General features: G+C 61.7%; 18 protein-coding genes. All 18 read left to right on the top strand.

Annotation, left to right across the window (positions count from 1 at the left end; translation table 11 throughout):
- Positions 1 to 82 precede the first annotated feature (82 nt).
- The 18 genes from FHS72_RS16890 to FHS72_RS16975 all read left to right on the top strand — a co-directional run bounded on the left by FHS72_RS16890 (position 83) and on the right by FHS72_RS16975 (position 17031).
- Complete coding sequence (locus FHS72_RS16890) at positions 83 to 415, top strand: hypothetical protein (RefSeq protein ID WP_237273920.1); 333 nt, start codon at positions 83 to 85, stop codon at positions 413 to 415.
- Positions 408 to 2174, top strand: coding sequence for a DUF3141 domain-containing protein (locus FHS72_RS16895; protein WP_183530920.1), 1767 nt, complete (start codon positions 408 to 410; stop codon positions 2172 to 2174). The genes FHS72_RS16890 and FHS72_RS16895 overlap by 8 nt, the downstream gene beginning before the upstream one ends.
- Positions 2175 to 2180: 6 nt before the next feature.
- Positions 2181 to 2360, top strand: a complete 180-nt coding sequence (locus FHS72_RS16900) for a hypothetical protein (RefSeq protein ID WP_183530921.1) — start codon at positions 2181 to 2183, stop codon at positions 2358 to 2360.
- Entirely contained in the window at positions 2353 to 3195 is an 843-nt protein-coding gene (gene fabI / locus FHS72_RS16905) for an enoyl-ACP reductase FabI (protein WP_183530922.1), read from the top strand. The genes FHS72_RS16900 and fabI overlap by 8 nt, the downstream gene beginning before the upstream one ends.
- A complete protein-coding gene (petA, locus tag FHS72_RS16910) occupies positions 3192 to 3794 on the top strand; it encodes a ubiquinol-cytochrome c reductase iron-sulfur subunit (protein WP_183530923.1) in 603 nt (200 codons plus the stop codon). The genes fabI and petA overlap by 4 nt, the downstream gene beginning before the upstream one ends.
- A gap of 39 nt (positions 3795 to 3833) precedes the next feature.
- Complete coding sequence (locus tag FHS72_RS16915) at positions 3834 to 4529, top strand: CBS domain-containing protein (protein ID WP_183530924.1); 696 nt, start codon at positions 3834 to 3836, stop codon at positions 4527 to 4529.
- 60 nt (positions 4530 to 4589) lie between these two features.
- Entirely contained in the window at positions 4590 to 5570 is a 981-nt protein-coding gene (locus FHS72_RS16920) for an NAD(P)/FAD-dependent oxidoreductase (protein ID WP_183530925.1), read from the top strand.
- Between the two features lie 106 nt (positions 5571 to 5676).
- Entirely contained in the window at positions 5677 to 6840 is a 1164-nt protein-coding gene (locus tag FHS72_RS16925) for a phospholipase D-like domain-containing protein (protein WP_183530926.1), read from the top strand.
- 184 nt (positions 6841 to 7024) lie between these two features.
- Complete coding sequence (locus FHS72_RS16930) at positions 7025 to 7186, top strand: hypothetical protein (protein ID WP_183530927.1); 162 nt, start codon at positions 7025 to 7027, stop codon at positions 7184 to 7186.
- A gap of 120 nt (positions 7187 to 7306) precedes the next feature.
- Positions 7307 to 7672 carry a DUF5676 family membrane protein gene (locus FHS72_RS16935; protein WP_008282887.1) on the top strand — a complete coding sequence of 122 codons (366 nt, stop codon included), beginning with the start codon at positions 7307 to 7309 and terminating at the stop codon, positions 7670 to 7672.
- Positions 7669 to 9051, top strand: coding sequence for an MBL fold metallo-hydrolase RNA specificity domain-containing protein (locus tag FHS72_RS16940; protein WP_183530928.1), 1383 nt, complete (start codon positions 7669 to 7671; stop codon positions 9049 to 9051). Before FHS72_RS16935 ends, FHS72_RS16940 begins: the two co-directional genes overlap by 4 nt.
- Positions 9048 to 10556 (top strand): thymidine phosphorylase family protein, encoded by a 1509-nt coding sequence (locus FHS72_RS16945; protein ID WP_183530929.1) that lies wholly within the window; start codon positions 9048 to 9050, stop codon positions 10554 to 10556. The genes FHS72_RS16940 and FHS72_RS16945 overlap by 4 nt, the downstream gene beginning before the upstream one ends.
- On the top strand, positions 10553 to 11500 hold the full coding sequence (locus FHS72_RS16950) for a ribose-phosphate diphosphokinase (protein ID WP_183530930.1): 948 nt from the start codon (positions 10553 to 10555) through the stop codon (positions 11498 to 11500). The genes FHS72_RS16945 and FHS72_RS16950 overlap by 4 nt, the downstream gene beginning before the upstream one ends.
- Positions 11497 to 13851, top strand: a complete 2355-nt coding sequence (locus tag FHS72_RS16955; protein ID WP_183530931.1) for a copper-transporting P-type ATPase — start codon at positions 11497 to 11499, stop codon at positions 13849 to 13851. The genes FHS72_RS16950 and FHS72_RS16955 overlap by 4 nt, the downstream gene beginning before the upstream one ends.
- Before the next feature lie 15 nt (positions 13852 to 13866).
- Entirely contained in the window at positions 13867 to 14136 is a 270-nt protein-coding gene (locus tag FHS72_RS18635; protein WP_079921059.1) for a DUF2933 domain-containing protein, read from the top strand.
- Positions 14136 to 14789 carry a methyltransferase family protein gene (locus FHS72_RS16965; RefSeq protein ID WP_018065789.1) on the top strand — a complete coding sequence of 218 codons (654 nt, stop codon included), beginning with the start codon at positions 14136 to 14138 and terminating at the stop codon, positions 14787 to 14789. The genes FHS72_RS18635 and FHS72_RS16965 overlap by 1 nt, the downstream gene beginning before the upstream one ends.
- A gap of 82 nt (positions 14790 to 14871) precedes the next feature.
- Positions 14872 to 15579, top strand: coding sequence for a ferric reductase-like transmembrane domain-containing protein (locus FHS72_RS16970; protein ID WP_024099373.1), 708 nt, complete (start codon positions 14872 to 14874; stop codon positions 15577 to 15579).
- Positions 15580 to 15687: 108 nt separating this feature from the next.
- A complete protein-coding gene (locus FHS72_RS16975; protein WP_008282879.1) occupies positions 15688 to 17031 on the top strand; it encodes an APC family permease in 1344 nt (447 codons plus the stop codon).
- Positions 17032 to 17164 lie beyond the last annotated feature (133 nt).

The following is a 17164-nucleotide window of genomic DNA, read 5'->3' on the forward strand; positions in this document are numbered from 1 at the left end:
AGTCGGGTCTGTAACGATTTCCATGATCCAGCGTCTTCTTCTGTGAGTCTGCCCGAAGGCACAACCGCAGGAGAAATTGAACATGCCACGTATCACGTCGGATTGGAACTCGGGAGTACCCCGTCAACCATCATCCGATGACGATCTTCGCGTCTTTTTTTCCCGGATGACCTGCGCATGTGCCGAGACCTCCGCGTACGCAGATGCCCCGATGGCGCGCGCGATGTTCAACCGTGTGGAAGTGATGAAACAACCCCGGACACTTGCGGCAAGTGCACTGGGCATTGCACCTGGCGATGCGACCTATCTCCTTTCCGGTCTGCGCGAGGATGTGGCGAAGGATTTCGTGCTTCTGCTGGATGCGAAGAGACCGCCCGCAAAGACCAACTATGAGAAGGAAATCAGCGATGAATAAGAGCTTGCGCCTTGCAACCGTGGCGCCGGAGCACCCCCCCGCAGCTGCCTCCGATGACGCGAAGATAGGCACTCACGTTTCCTATGCTCAAGACGCCTTTGAACGCTGGATGCTGTTTCTCGACACGCTGGGTGAACGCGCCGACAACATGATCGCGCATGAGCGGCAGGGCATGCCGCCGCTACTGGATTTCGATTACGAACTGCTGCTGGACGCACGCACCTTTGAGCGGTCGGCCAACTACGCGCTGCTCAGGATCACGCGGGTCGGCGACGATTGCTGGGACGATTGCGTGGACGAGGCCAAGCCGCCCGTGATCGTCATCGATCCGCGCGCCGGGCACGGGCCCGGTATCGGCGGGTTCAAGCGCGACAGCGAGGTCGGCATGGCGATGCACGAGGGCCATCCGGTCTATTTCGTGATCTTCTACCCCGAGCCCATGCCACATCAGACGCTGTCGGATGTGCATTATGCCTTGCGCGACTTCGTCTCCGAGGTCGCTCGCCGTCACCCGGACACAGCCCCCGTGCTCTACGCCAATTGCCAGGCCGGTTGGGCGGCCACGCTGCTGGCGGCGGATTGCGACGGTCTGACCGGACCCGTGGTGCTGAACGGCTCGCCGCTCAGCTACTGGTCGGGCGAGGCGGCAAGCAGCCCGATGCGGATGATGGGCGCACTGTCGGGCGGGGCATGGGCCGCCCATATGATCTCCGATCTGGGGGACGGGCGGTTCGACGGTGCCTGGCTGGCGCAGAATTTTGAGACCCTGCAACCCGAAAAGGCGATCTGGGACAAATACGCGAACCTCTTTGCCCATGCCGACACCGAACGCGAGCGGTTCCTTGAGTTCGAACGCTGGTGGAATGGCTACTACACGCTCAGCCGCGAGGAAATCCTCGGCATCACGCAGAACCTGTTCATCGGCAACCGGCTGGAACAGGGCGAGATGCAGCTGGATGCGCATTGCACCGTCGATCTTAAGCGCATCAGCAATCCACTGATCATCTTCGCCTCGGACGGTGACAACATCACGCCGCCCGAACAGGCAATGGGGTGGATTGGCAAGCTTTATCCCGATACCGATGCGCTCAAGGCAGCCGGGCAGCGCATCGTCTATATGACGCATCCGCGTGTCGGGCATCTGGGCATCTTCGTCTCCGGCTCTGTCGCGCGGCTCCAGCATCGTGCGATTCTGGAAAGCCTGGACGATGTCGAGGCCCTTTCCCCGGGTCTCTACGAGATGGTGATCGACAACCCGTCGGGTGACCCGGACTGCGAGACCGGCGATTTTGAGGTGCGATTCGAGCCGCGCGAGGTCGATGATCTGGGCATTGCATCGGACGATGCGGCCTTGAAACAAGTGGCGCAGATATCGCGGATCAACGAGGCGGTCTATTCGACTTTCGTCAGTCCTTGGATCCGCGCCGCGACGACCCCGGCCAGCGCTGAGGCGCTCCGTGCGCTGCACCCCATGCGCTGGACCAGAATGATGTTCTCCGAACAGGTGAACCCGTGGATGGCCCTGATCAAGTCCACCGCCGAAACGCTGCGCGAGACGCGCTCACCATTGCCGGACGACCACCCCGCGATCGTGGCCGAGCGTGCGCTGTCGGCGCGCACCGGCGAGGGTATAGGCGCATGGCGCAAGGGACGCGATGCCTGGATCACCCATGTCTTCGGCGCGATGTTCGGCAATTTCCCGTTCGCCGCGGCAGTCACACAGGCGGAAAAACTGTCGGCCTCATCAAAAAAGGAATGAACAATTATGGAATGGCTTTTTGAAAACTGGGTTTTGGTTCTCGTCTTCGGCGGAATGGCCGCCATGCACCTTTTCGGGCACGGACATGGCGGACACAAACATGGCAAGTCGGCCAAGCGTCATGGTGCGCACGACAAGAAGACCGAAGCTTCCGCCGATACCGAGGCAGTGTCGGAGAATGCCTGAATTCGACGCATGCTGCGATCCTGCGGAACTGCTTGATCTGTCCGGCCGGAAGGGTCTGGTTGTCGGCATCGCCAATGATCGCAGTCTGGCGTGGCCTGCTGCCCTGCATTTCCGTCAAGCGGGTGCCGAGCTCGCCATCACCTACGTCGATGAGCGCACCAAACCTCATGTGGTGCCATTGGCTGCACGTCTCGAAGCGCCGATCCTGCTGCCCTGTGACGTGAATGCGCCGCACGAACTCGACGCTGTCTTCGACGCCATCACGGACCGCTGGGGAAAATTGGATTTCATCCTTCATGCCGTGGGCAGCGTGCCGCCCGGCGACCTTCATGGCCGCCTGACTGACTGTTCGGCTGCAGGGTTTTCCCAAGCGATGCATGTGTCCGTCCAATCGCTGATCCGCATGGCGCATCTTGCCGAGCCCCTGATGAAAAGCGGCGGCAGCCTGATCATTCTGAGCTATCTGGGTGGCGAACGTGTGGTGGAGAATTACAACGTGATGGGGCCGGTCAAGGCGGCGCTTGAAGCCACCGTGCGCTATCTGGCTCACGAACTCGGGCCGTCGAACATCCGCGTCAACGCCATTTCGGCGGGACCCGTGATGACCCGCGCGGCGTCCGGGCTGACCGGCTTTGCGGGTCTTCTGGACGCGACCGCGCGAGTTGCCCCATTGCGGCGCAACGTCACGGCCGACGAGGTGGGCCGCGCCGCCCTGCTGTTCGCCAGCGAATATACCGGCGGCATCACGGGCGAGGTGCTGCATGTCGATGCGGGTGTTCACGTCGAAAGCCCTGTCGCCGCAGCCAAAATGAACGTCAAATCGGAGGAATCATGATGCGCCAGACCATTGACGAAACCAATCAATTGCCCGCAACAGAGCGCCGCGATTTCCTGTATTACGCAACGGCCTCAACCGGCGCGATTGCCGCAGGCGCGGCGGTCTGGCCGTTGATCAATTCGATGAACCCCTCGGCCGACGTGACCGCGTCCGGCACGGTCAGGGTTGATCTTTCCGGCGTCGAACCGGGTCAACGTATTACCGTGAAATGGCAGGGGCGCCCGGTCTTCGTCTGGCGCCGGTCACCAGCCGCAATTGAGGCTGCACGAGCCGTCGATCCCGACCAGCTTCCCGATCCTGTTGACGAAGCAGTCGAGAATCCGAACGCAAGTAGTGAAGAGCCAGCGCTGGATGAAAACCGCGCGGCGGGCGAGGATGGCGAATGGCTGATCGTCATCGGTGTCTGCACCCATCTGGGGTGCATTCCGCTGGGGCAGGATGGGTCGGCGGTGGGCGAGTTCGGCGGTTGGTTCTGCCCGTGCCACGGATCGCATTACGATACCTCGGGCCGGATCCGGAAGGGGCCGGCCCCACGCAACCTCGACATCCCACCTTACGATCTGGGCGACGACCTGCAACTCGTTATCGGCACCTGACGTGCTGAACCAGCCAAAATTCAAGAAGGAGACTATGACATGCAAGCCAGGGATATCATGACAACATCGGTGATCTCGGTCCCGCTGGAGGGACAAATCGAGGACGCGGTACGCTTGATGCTCGACCACAATATCAGCGCGCTGCCCGTCGTTGACGCCGAGGGCGACCTCAAGGGACTTGTCAGCGAAGGCGACCTCATGCGGCGTGTCCGCGAAACAGACGGACCACGCCGGTCATGGTGGCTCGAGGTGCTGGGCGGATCGGGCGATGCTGCCAGGGATTTCGTGAAGCTCAAAAGCCACCGCGTCGAGGACGTGATGACAAGGGATGTGGTTTCAGTAGAAGAGGATACGAATGTCGCGGAAATCGCGAGCCTTCTGGAAAAGCACCGGATTAAGCGCGTGCCGGTAGTGAGAACCGGCAAAGTGGTCGGCATTGTGAGCCGGGCGAACCTGCTCCACGCCTTGTCGGCGCTTCAGGATGGGGCGCTGCCGGAGCCGTCGGAGGACGACCGCGTGCTGCGTGCGAAGATTGAAGAGGCTCTGAAAGAAGTGCCTGGTGCAGTGGTCAACCTAATCAACTACACAGTGGACAAGGGGAATGTCGCCGTCTGGGGTGTCGCCGACAGCGATTTCGAGGAGAATGCGATCCGGGTTGCCGTCGAAAACGTGCCCGGTGTCAGGACGGTTGAGGTCCATATGGGGCGACTGCCGGCCTGGGCTTACGGGATCTGACTCACATTGCGCAGATAAACCCGGCCTGTCAGGACGTCGATCGCATCGAGGAGGGTTCGTATGATGGCGCTAACGCCAGGTGCCGCCGACCCTGAAGACAAAACGATTGAAATCGTCGGGGCCGGTCCCGCAGGTCTGGTCTGTGCAATCGTTTTGGCCAACGCCAATCGTCGGGTCGTGGTGCGAGAGTGGCACGAAGATGTCGGCCATCGGTTCCGCGACCACTTTCAACGCCTTGAAAACTGGACCGCCGACGGGAACGTTCCGGACGAATTGGCGGAGGCAGGGGCCGCCGCAGATTTCGATCATTTTGGCGTGACCGATGGCGTCGTGTTCGACAGCCGCGCCACAGCGCACCGGGTGCATGGATCGCAACCCCTGTTCTATCTGTTGCGGCGCGGCAATGCCACGGGAACGCTCGACCGGGCCTTGCTGGATCGGGCCCGCGCAGCCGGGGTCGAGGTGCGATTCAATGATCGCGTGAAAAGAACCGCGGGCAATATGATCCTGGCGGGCGGGCCACGGCGGGCCGATATCATCGCCGTGGGCTACGTCTTTGACACGACCATGGCCGATGGTGCGTGGCTGGCGTTCGGGGCGGAGATAGCCTCGAAGGGCTACGCCTATTTGCTCGTGCACCAAGGACGCGGCGCGGTGGCCAGTTACATGTTCTCGGGCTTTCACGATCAGGCAGAATATCTCGCGGCGACTGTATCATATTTCGAACGTCACGCCGGGCTGCAAATGCAAAGACCGAGAGGCTTCGGGGGTTTCGGGAATGTCCGATTGCCGCGCACCGCGATGCAGGGCAGAAACCCGGTGATCGGCGAACACGCGGGCCTCGCGGGATCGACTACCTGGTCGGAAAGCTGGGATCGAACGACACGGACGACGCCTTGGGCCAGGCCTACCGGCTGTCGTTGCCTATGCGCCTGCTGCTGCCGTTCGCCCGATTTCACTATCGCAACCCTTTGCAGGATCGCAGTTGCAGCCACAACAACTGCAATTGTGTCTGGTCCCAGCACGGCGCGCATGAAGTAGCGGACACCTGACGGATGTGCCTCCTTGCGAATTCGCGTTCCAAGCATAGCGTCGGCTTCGTGACGCCGATGTTGCGACTGGACCGGTGGGGCGGTAAGCCGCGATCATGAGCAGCTCGCACGCATCTCGTCAAAATTCCGTGACGTTGCCGCAGGCCCGGCAAGCGATCTGTGTGCCAAATCTGGGCGAAGGGCAGGGCGCTTTCCAGCTGTTCGTCGAGGGAGATGCTCTTTTCGATGCGATGCTCGCGGCGATAGAGGGCGCGACCGAAACGATCTGGATGGAATCCTACATCTTTGCCGCCGACGAAGTCGGGGCGCGTTTTGTCGCCTTGCTCGCAGCCAAAGCGCGAACCGGGCTTGACGTGCGGTTGCATCTCGACGCTTTCGGTGCCGGCCAGCGGAATTTCGACAAGTTTCGGCGGGAACTGGAACGCAGCGGCGTGCGGTTTCGCTGGTTTCGTCCCTTTGATCTCCGACACCCGCTGCGATATTTTCAACGCAACCACCGCAAGCTTCTCATATTGGACGGCCGGGAAGCGTTCCTGAGCGGTTTCAACATCCGCCGGTTGAACTCGCGTCGGCTTCACGGCGAGACTCGCCAGCGCGATACACATGTGCGTGTCCCGGCGCCGTTGGCGACGCTTGCCGAAAGCCACTTCGACCGGCTCTGGCAGGACGCCCGCCCGCTTCCATCAAACGCCATTCCCGAAGAGGCCGACGCAATCGAAGGACTGCTGGTACCGAGCTATTCGCGCAAGTGTCAAAAGAGGCTTGCCTGTCTGCACGCGGGACTGATCGGGATGGCACAGACCTGCGTTTATCTGACGTCGCCCTATTTCGGTCCGGGCACCGTGGTCGACCGGGCGCTTCAGGATGCCGCGCGTCGCGGCGTGGACGTCCGTGTGTTGGTGCCTCGCACGAGCGATCCTATGGTCGCTGGCTGGGCGACGCGGGCGGCATATGCGCAGCTTCTCACGGCGGGCGTGAGGGTCTACGAGTATCTGCCCCGTCCATTGCATGCCAAGACGTCGGTCGTCGATACAGGCTGGTCGATCATCGGGTCAGCTAACCTCGACTACCGAAGCCTGTTCGTCAATCAGGAGCTGGTTCTGGTCGCACATGACCGCGTGCTGGCAGGGCAGTTGCAGGCCCAATATCTGCAAGATCTTTCGGATGCCCGCGAAGTCACTCTTCGGGCTTGGCATTCCCGCGGCTGGCGCGCGCGAGGTTTCGAGGTGATCGGATGGGCCGCGCGGCGGCTGCTGTAACCTATGGCACCGGTCAGCCGATAGCCTGCCGGGATGCAGTAACTCTGTCTGCAATATCGACGCCTTCCTACGGCAGAGCGATACACTTGCTCCTATACTAACGAAGACCGACAGGTTGTCAATTTCTGTAATGCTTCCGGTCGGGGCGCGTCTATAGAACGAAACCAAACAAAAGGAGGTCCAGATGGACGACCGATCAACTTCTCAGACGCAAGACACAGCACAGCAAAAACAGGGCGGATGTTGCGGTGGCAAGACCGACGCGCAGCCGAAAGCAAATGTCGAACCGCAGGTCGCGGAACCCGTAAAGGCAAAACCGGCCAAATCCGGCTGCTGCTGCGGCTAGGGCCGAGGCAAAGCCACCGCAGGATGGGCGTCTGGCGCTTGGTGCGCCCATCCTGAACCGGCGCCGTCCAGCGGATGTGTTCGCGCTCCGTCCGGATCCACGACAAGAAGGGAGAAAGCCATGATGCCCATTTTCTATTTCACCGCAGTCGCGGTGATCCTTTTCCTGGCCCTGCGCATGACGTGCGGGGCCTGCGTCATGGGCGGGCCTGCCGGGGCAGGGCGTGTGCGTCTGCCGGTTGTGCCGCTTGGTTGGGCGCTGAGCCTGTTCCTGGCGCTGACCTACCTTGTGTGCATCGCATTCGATCTGATCTTTCCCGCCTATGCAATGTATGAAACCTGGTCCGGTCTGCTGCCCGGTTTCGTCTGGCTGACCCCGGTGGGCTTCATCATCGGGCTGGTCGAGAGCTTTCTCTACGGTTGGTACGCCGCGCTGATCTTCGGCGGCCTTTACAACGCCATCGCGGCAAGGGGAACAGCGACGTGATCCCGACCGCACGTCCGAAACTGCGCTTTCTTGGCGCCGCCGGGACGGTGACGGGATCGCGCTATCTGGTCGAGGCCCTGGGGCGGCGCATTCTGGTCGATTGCGGGCTGTTCCAGGGCTTCAAGCAGTTGCGGGCGCGCAATCGCAAACCTTTCCCTGTGCGTGTCAACACCATCGACACTGTGCTGCTCACCCATGCTCATCTGGACCATTCGGGATATCTGCCGACACTGATCCGGGCGGGGTTTCGCGGGCGGGTTCTTTGCACAGAAGCAACGGCAGATCTGTGCGGGCTTATTCTGCCCGACAGCGGCCATATCCAGGAAGAAGAGGCGCGCTTTGCCGCGCGGAGGGGATATTCCAAACACAAGAAGCCAAAACCGCTCTATACGCTCAAGGATGCAAAGGCCGCGCTGGACCGCTTTGATCTTCACCCCTTCGACCGGCGAATAGATTTAGGCGACGGCATCGCGGCCCGTTTCATTCCGGCGGGGCATCTGCTCGGGGCGGCGCAGATCCGGCTTGAGGTCGGCGGCAGGGTTGTCCATTTCAGCGGCGATCTGGGCCATGATCCCGATCCGCTGATGCGATCGCCCCAGCCATTCGGCGGAGCAGATGTTCTGGTCTGCGAGTCCACCTATGGCAACCGGTCCCATTCCGACGTGGACCCAGAAGCCGAACTGGCTCCGATCCTCAAACGCACCTTTGCCCGCGGCGGCACGGTGCTGATCCCGTCCTTTGCCGTCGGACGGGCGCAGGGGCTGATGCTGCACATTGCGCGATTGATGGAGCGCGGCGATATTCCCTATGTCCCGGTGTTCCTCAACAGCCCGATGGCGGTGAATGCGACCGAGATCTATCACCGTCATCACGCCGAGCACCACGTCAGCCGCGAAGACTGCATTGCGATGTTCGAGATCGCCAAGAGGGTAAACACGGTCGAGCAATCCAAGGAGCTGAACACGCGCCAGGGCCCGATGATCATCGTCTCCGCCAGCGGAATGCTGACCGGCGGGCGTATCCTGCACCATCTGGCCAGCTTCGGCGGCGATCGGCGGAACGCGATCTTGCTCTCCGGTTTCCAGGCCGGTGGCACGCGCGGCGCGGCGCTGGCCGGAGGCGCGCGGACATTGCGCATGTTCGGACGGGAGTTCCCGATCGAGGCCGAAGTGGTTCAGCTCCAGTCCTTTTCCGGACATGCCGATGCCGATGAGATCCTGCGCTGGATGTCCGCCGGTCCCGCCCCCGAGATGACCTATCTCACCCATGGGGAACCTGTCGCCGCCGATACCCTGCGATTCCGCGTCGAACACGAGCTAGGGCGATCCGCGCGCGTGCCCGAACATCTCGAATCCGTCTACCTGGACAGGCCGCGATGACCGAAACGCTTGCCCTGGTCTCTTCCCGCATCGACACCTACCGGCAGCTGGTCGTCTACATGCATGAAGACTGTCACGTTTGCCGTTCCGAGGGGTTTGCTGCTCAGACACGCATACGGATCGACCTGAAGGACCGCTGGATCATCGCGACCCTGAATGTCGTCGGCCGCGGAGCATGGCTTGCCGTGGACCAGGCGGCATTGTCCGTTTCCGCGTGGGCCGCGCTTGGCGCTGAGATTGGAGACGAAGCCGCTTTCTCGCACCCTGAACCGCCCGCTTCGGCGTCTATGATCCGGGCGAAAGCCTATGGCGAGAGGCTGGACCGGGCCGGGTTCGCGACGATCGTGCACGACACGCTCGACAGCCGGTTATCGGACCTCGACCTTGCCGCCTTCGTGACCGCCTGCGCCGGCGACAGGCTGAACGAGGCCGAAACCGTGGCGCTGACCCGCGCCATGAAGGAAGCAGGGCAGACGCTCGACTGGGGGCAGCACACTGTCCTCGATAAGCATTGCGTCGGCGGATTGCCGGGCAACCGGACGACACCCATCGTCGTCGCGATCGTCGCGGCGGCGGGGCATCTGATCCCCAAGACGTCGAGCCGTGCGATCACATCGCCTGCCGGAACCGCCGACACCATGGAGGTGATGGCGCCCGTCGCGCTTGACGCCGCCGCGCTGCGCCGGGTGGTCGAAGCCGAGGGCGGTTGCCTCGTCTGGGGTGGCGGGCTCGCCCTCAGTCCTGCCGACGATCATTTTATCCGTGTCGAACGCCCCCTCGATTTCGACTCCACCGGTCAACTCGTAGCGAGCGTACTGTCTAAAAAGGCGGCCGCCGGTGCCACCCATGTTCTGATCGACATGCCGGTCGGACCAACGGCCAAGGTGCGGTCTGCCGGAGCGGCGGAGGCACTCGGGATACGGCTGTCTTCGGTGGGCAAGGCGTTGGGTCTGAACCTGGCGCTACATATCAGCGATGGCGTGGCCCCGGTGGGACGTGGCATGGGCCCGGCGCTGGAGGCGCACGACGTGCTCGCGGTTTTGCGGCGCGCGCCGGATGCACCTGGCGACCTGCGTGCGCGGGCGCTGGATCTGGCCGGACATCTTCTGGACCTCGCACCGCACGCCGTTGCTGGGCGGGGGCGGGACCGCGCGCAGGCGCTTCTCGATAGTGGTGCAGCGGAGGCAAAGTTCATGGCAATTTGCGCGGCACAGGGCGGTTTCCGCAAACCCGGAACCGCAGCGCAGCAGATCGAAATACGCGCCCCTCATGCGGGCCAGTTGACCGCCATCGACAACCGACGCATCGCACGCATCGCCAAGCTGGCCGGGGCCCCGCGTCAGAAGAGCGCCGGCATCCGCCTTCTGGTGCGGATCGGGGATTGGGTGGACAAGGGCCAGCCGCTTTATGAGCTTCATGCCGAGACACCAGGCGAACTGGCCTATGCCCTGGCTTACGCGGAGTCCCAGACCGGGGTGCTGACGCTGTCCGAGGCAGTGTCATGATCCTTGTCGCGTTTCCCGAGATGAGGCCGCTTGCCGAAGACCTGGCACCCGCGCTTGGGGCGGACCTGCTCGCTCTCGACTGGCACCACTTCCCAGATGGCGAAAGCCTGATTTCGCTGCCCGGCGATCTGGACGGGGCCGATGTGGCATTTCTGGCGACTTTGCGCGATCCCGATCGCCTTGCCCTGCCCTTGCGCTTCGCCGCGGCGACGGCGCGCGAGATGGGCGCGCGTCGCGTCGGATTGATCGCGCCTTATCTTGGCTACATGCGGCAGGACCATCGCTTCGAGCGCGGGCAGGCGGTAAGCGCACCGCTGTTCGCGCAATTCCTGGGGGAAAGTTTCGACTGGCTGGTGACCGTGGATCCGCATCTGCACCGCATCGCGCGGCTGCAAAATGTCTTCCCGATGCCTGCCATTCGCGCCGTATCCGCCCCGCTGCTTGCGACCTGGATCAGCACGAACCTGCCAGACGCCGTTCTTCTGGGCCCTGACAGCGAAAGCCAACAATGGGTGGCTGAGGTGGCCCGGCTGGCCGGACGGCCCTATGAGGTCTTGCGCAAGGTGAGATCCGGTGACCGCAGTGTCGATGTCAGTGTGCCCGAAAGCGCGGCGCTGCGCGAAGGCACACCGATGATCCTCGACGACATCGCGTCTTCGGGGTCCTCGATGGCTCGTGCCGTCGAAAGGTTGCTTGCGGCCGGAACCGCCGCGCCTGTCTGCCTGGCTATCCATGCGGTCTTTGCGCACGGCGCTCAGGACGCCATTCTGTCGGCTGGTGCGGCAAGGATCATCACCACCGACACCATACCCCATCCAACGAATGCGATCGGAATTGCCGGTTTATTGGCCGAAGCGATCCTTTCTGTGGTGACAGCCCTTGACCTTCCAGTTGCCGGAACAATTAGGCTGGACCCGAATCCCGCCGAGAGGACAACCGAATGAACGACCAAGTAAGCCATGCTTCACATGAAACCGAATCCAACATTTACGCCTGCCCGATGCACCCTGAGGTACGGCAGAACGGTCCGGGCGATTGCCCGAAATGCGGGATGCATCTTGTGCCCGAGGCGGAGCTCGACAGCCATGCCGGGCATGATCACCACGGTCATGACCATAACGCTGGTGCCGCCCCGGCGGACGGCAGATACGATACCGTCCCGGAGGGCTATGACGGCGCCGTCTACACCTGTCCGATGCACCCGCAGGTTCGCCAGGTCGAGCACGGCTCCTGCCCGATCTGCGGAATGGGGCTGGAGCTTGAGTCCGGGGTCCCGATGGACGACGGCCCGAACCCCGAACTGGTGGATTTCACCCGGCGTTTCTGGGTTGGCACGGTACTGACCATTCCGCTTCTGATCCTCACCATGGGTCCCTATCTCGGCTTTCCGGGAGTGCGCGAGATTTTCGGCGAGCGCGCAACCCTCTGGATCGAGTTGGTTTTCGGGACCCCGGTGGTTCTTTGGTGCGGCTGGCCGTTTCTGGTTCGGGGCTGGAATTCGTTCCGGACGATGAATCTCAACATGTTCTCCCTGATCGGTATGGGGGTAATCGCGGCCTGGCTCTTCAGCGTCGTCGCCGTTCTGGCACCCGGCATATTCCCGGACGGATTTCGCGACGCCGAAGGTCATGTCGGCGTCTATTTCGAGGCGGCGGCGGTGATCGTGACGCTTGTGCTGCTTGGCCAGGTGATGGAATTGCGCGCCCGTGAAGGCACTGGCAAGGCGATCCGCGCGCTTCTCGACATGGCGGCAAAGACCGCGCGGGTCATCCGGGACGACGGATCCGAAGAGGAGATTCCGCTGGAGGATGTGCAGGTCGGCGACCGGCTGCGCGTGCGTCCCGGAGACAAGGTGCCGGTAGATGGCGTGGTTCTGGAAGGCCGGTCCTCAGTCGACGAAAGCATGATCTCTGGAGAACCCGTGCCAGTCGAGAAGACCGAGGGCGACCCGTTGACCGGTGCCACCATCAACGGCACCGGCAGCCTCGTGATGGAGGCGACGCGGGTCGGATCCGACACGATGCTGGCGCAGATCGTCGAGATGGTCTCCAACGCGCAACGGTCGCGCGCACCGATCCAGAAGTATGCCGACAAAGTGGCGGGATATTTCGTTCCGGCCGTGATCGGTATCGCGCTCCTGTCCTTCATCGCATGGGCGATCTGGGGGCCCGCGCCTGCGCTGTCCTACGCATTGATCTCGGCTGTCGCCGTGTTGATCATCGCCTGTCCCTGTGCGCTCGGCCTCGCCACGCCGATGTCGATCATGACGGCGACGGGGCGGGGGGCCCAGGCCGGGGTACTTATCAAGAACGCCGAGGCGCTGGAGCGGTTCGAGAAGGTCGATACCCTGATCGTCGACAAGACCGGCACGTTGACGATGGGCAAGCCGCAGCTTGTCGCCGTCCTGCCGCAACCCGGTCACGACGAGGCCGAGGTCCTGCGTCTCGCCGCATCGCTGGAGCGCGGATCGGAACACCCGCTTGCCGAGGCCATCGTGCGCGGCGCGGAAGAGCGCGATGTGAAGATGGCTAATGCCGACGACTTCGAGGCGGTCACCGGCAAGGGCGTCAAGGGGGTCGTCGACGGCAAAGCGGTCGCGCTCGGCAATCTGGCGATGATCCGGGACCTTGGCCTTGAGGCGGGCGACCTGACCGCCAAGGCAAATGCCCGTCGCGACGAGGGCGAGACAGTAATGTTCGTGGTGCTGGATGGCAAGATCGCCGGTCTTGTCGGGGTCGCTGACCCGGTGAAGGAAACCACACCCGCCGCCATCAAGGATCTGCATGAATTGGGGTTCCGCGTTATCATGGCAACCGGAGACAACGAACGCACGGCCAAGGCCATCGGCGCGCGTCTGGGCATAGACGAGATCCGGGCCGATGTGCTGCCGGAGGACAAGGCACGGATCATCAAGGAATTGCAGCAGCAGGGCCGCAAGGTCGCGATGGCCGGCGATGGCGTCAATGACGCACCGGCCTTGGCACAGGCCGATGTCGGCATTGCCATGGGCACCGGGGCCGATGTGGCCATCGAAAGCGCGGGCATCACACTGGTCAAGGGCAACCTCGACGGTATCGTGCGCGCACGGCGGCTCGCACGGGCCACCATGCGTAATATCCGGCAGAACCTGTTCTTCGCGCTGATCTACAACGCCTCTGGCGTGCCTGTCGCGGCGGGGGTGCTGTTTCCGTTCTTCGGCATCCTCATCAGCCCGATGTTTGCCGCCTTCGCCATGAGCGCCTCGTCGATCTCGGTGGTGCTCAATTCGCTGCGCCTTCGCGGCGCAAAGATCTAGAAAGGAAGCCACAACGTGACCCATCAACCTGATCCATCACATGTTAATCAAAGTCAATCGGAGCATGCCCCCCGCCCGCCCTCATTCTGGCGATCACGCGCCGGCATCTATCTGATCGTTGCGCTGGCAGTTGGCGGCCTTCTCCTGGGTTACGAGCACCGGGTGCACATCCTGAGCAGCGGATTGCTGATCTGGCTGCCATTGCTGCTTTGCGTTGGAATGCACTTCTTCATGCACGGCGGTCATGGAGGCCACGGCGGGCACGGTAAGGGAGACGACCAGTAATGACCGATGCAGGTGCTTCCTATGGACTCTGGCTGCTAGTATTTATCAATTCGGCGGTGTTCATCATTTTCGCCTTCAGTTTCTTCAAGCCGCAGACAAAACGCGACTGGCGCAGTTTTGGAGCGTTCAGCGCCTTTGTCGTAGCTCTCTTCACCGAGATGTATGGATTCCCGTTGACCATCTTCTTTCTTTCCGGCTGGCTGCAATCGACCTGGCCGGAGGTAGACTGGTTTGCCCACGACAGCGGACATCTCCCCGAAATGATGTTCGGCTGGCAATCGAACCCGCATTTCGGGCCGTTCCACCTCCTGAGCTTCGTCTTTATCGGCGGCGGCTTCTGGCTCATATCCGTGGCATGGTACCATCTGTGGAACGCGCAGCGTCAGGGGTTGCTTGCGACGACAGGCCCCTATGCCCGCATTCGCCATCCCCAGTATGTGGGGTTCGTGCTGATCATGCTGGGCTTTCTCGTGCAATGGCCGACCCTCCTGACGCTCGCGATGTTCCCGGTGCTGGTCTGGATGTACGCACGGCTTGCCCGCGGCGAGGAGGGGGACAGTCGCGCCCGTTTTGGCGAAAGCTGGGACAGGTATGCCAGCCGGGTTCCGGCTTTCATACCAAACGTCAACACTCTGCAGAATGTTGAACGCTGATTGGAAGCGAAAGCCGATCTGATGTGCTATTTGCGTGCCTAAAACATCTTTGGAAGACTGCAAACATACGGTATCTGAAACCATGATGAAAAAACCCGCCCTTCTGCGGCACGTACTAATCATAGGAACGTCCGTGCTGACGGGATACCTGCTGCTTGCTTCGCGTGCCGAGTGGTCGGAGATGCACCGCTACAACCGAGCGCTGGGGGATCTTTCACTGCTGCTCATCGTTGCTGCAATGGCGATTGGGCCGCTCGCACGCTTGTCGTCTGCGCCCTTTTTACGGAAGCTCATGCCGTACCGACGCGAGCTCGGTATTTATGCGGTTCTGGCGGCGACGGTGCATACCATCATCATACTGATCGGCTGGGTCGAGCTTGATTTTGCACGGCTGTTCGGTTTTGAGTTTCACCCCCAGCTGCAACGCTACGTGATGCTTCAGCACGGGTTTGCGCTGGCCAATGTGGTTGGGATCGCGGCACTGCTCTACGGCTTTGTGCTTGCCGGTACGTCGAATAATTTCAGCCAAAGGGTACTTGGCACGTCCGTGTGGAAATACATCCAGCAGGGCGCTTATGTTCTGTGGTGGCTGGCAGTGCTGCACACGGCCTATTTCTTGTTCTTTCATTTTCTTGATTTTCACCGCCAAATGCCTGAGCCGAACTGGGCGCGATGGCCGTTCGTTGCCCTTGTGGCGTCAGTTATCGCTCTGCAAGGGGCCGCCGTTGTAGTCACATGGCGTTCGCAAACTTCCCGGCGGATCTACGGCGCACCCTCGCAACGGGAGTAGTCGCGATTTCATCAGACGCCCAGGGTCGGGACTTCTGGCGGCCTGAAACCTATCGGGTGGGCATGCGCAGAGGCGTAACGACCTAAAAAGCAACCAAGGCAGATCGAAATGCAGAAACACAATAAAAACCACGATGGGAACGACGGCTACCGTGAAGGCTCGATCAGCCTTGGCGGAGCTGTTGCCATGGGCACGGGCGTGATGATCGGTGCGGGCATCTTTGCCCTGACCGGACAAATCGCCCAGCTGGCTGGACCACTATTTCCACTCGCGTTCATCGCTGGTGCCATCGTGACCAGCTTCAGCGCTTACAGCTACATCAAGATGTCGAACGCCTGGCCCTCGGCAGGGGGCATCGCGATGATCCTTCAGAAATGCTATGGATCGGGGGCGGTCGCGGCGGGAGCGGCGCTTTTGATGGCGCTCAGCATGGTGATCGCGGAAAGCCTCGTCGCACGGACATTCGCCACTTATGTCTTGCGGCCTTTCGATATCACGGGCGGGCCACTTGTGCCCGTTCTGGCGGTTGCCGTGATCGTGTTCGCATTCTTGGTCAACATCGCAGGAAACCGCTCCGTCGGGCTATTCTCTCTAATCATGGCGGCGATCAAGATCGGGGGCATCGCGCTGTTCGGTATCGCAGCACTCTGGTCAAGCGGGTTTCAGTTCGCCGCCGCGTCAGAAACGGCCGAGACCTTTGGGGTGACAGGCTTCATCGCGTCCGTTGCGCTGGCGATCCTTGCCTTCAAGGGCTTTACCACGATCACCAACAGCGGCGGCGAAATCACCGATCCCCACCGCAATGTGGGCCGCACTATCATGCTGTCCATCGCGATCTGCGTGGTGGTCTACCTGCTTGTGGCCTTTGGCGTGGGCGCGAGCCTGACAATCGACGAAATCATCGCCGCGCGCGACTATTCGCTGGCCCAGGCGGCTGAGCCCGCACTCGGGCAGGTCGGCTTTTACTTGACGGTCGTGTTGGCGGCCGTGGCCACAGCATCCGGCGTGCTGGCCAGCGTTTTCGCAGTGTCGCGGATGCTGACCATGCTGACGGAGATGAAAATGATCCCGCACAGCCATTTTGGCATGTCCGGGGCTGTCCAACGGCATATGCTGGTCTATACAGTCGTTATCGCCTCGACGCTGGCCGTGCTCTTTGATTTGGGACGGATCGCATCCCTTGGTGCCTTCTTTTACCTCGTCATGGACATGATCATACATTGGGGCGTGTTCCGCTATCGTCGAACCGAAGTTGGCGCCTCCAGTATCGTGCTTTTGTCTGCGCTCTCTCTCGATGCAATTGTATTGGCAGCTTTCACCGTAATGAAGCTTCAAAGTGATCCAATGATCGTTCTGTATGCGGCTGTCGGAATGATCGCTGTCTTCGCTTTCGAGCGCGTTTACTTGTCGCGATGGTTGGCACCTCAGGCCGCGCATTCCCACGGTGAATAGCCAGCCATCATCTAGCCCTGAAGGAATGCGATGCCTTGGGGAGTGGGCAAAACCTGGGGGTATTTGTCTATGATGGTGATTTCACAGCAGAGGAATTGCCATGGATGTGCGGATCATCGTCGAGACAACTTTT

This window comes from Yoonia ponticola (genome assembly GCF_014199395.1).
Taxonomy (GTDB): Bacteria; Pseudomonadota; Alphaproteobacteria; order Rhodobacterales; family Rhodobacteraceae; genus Yoonia; species Yoonia ponticola.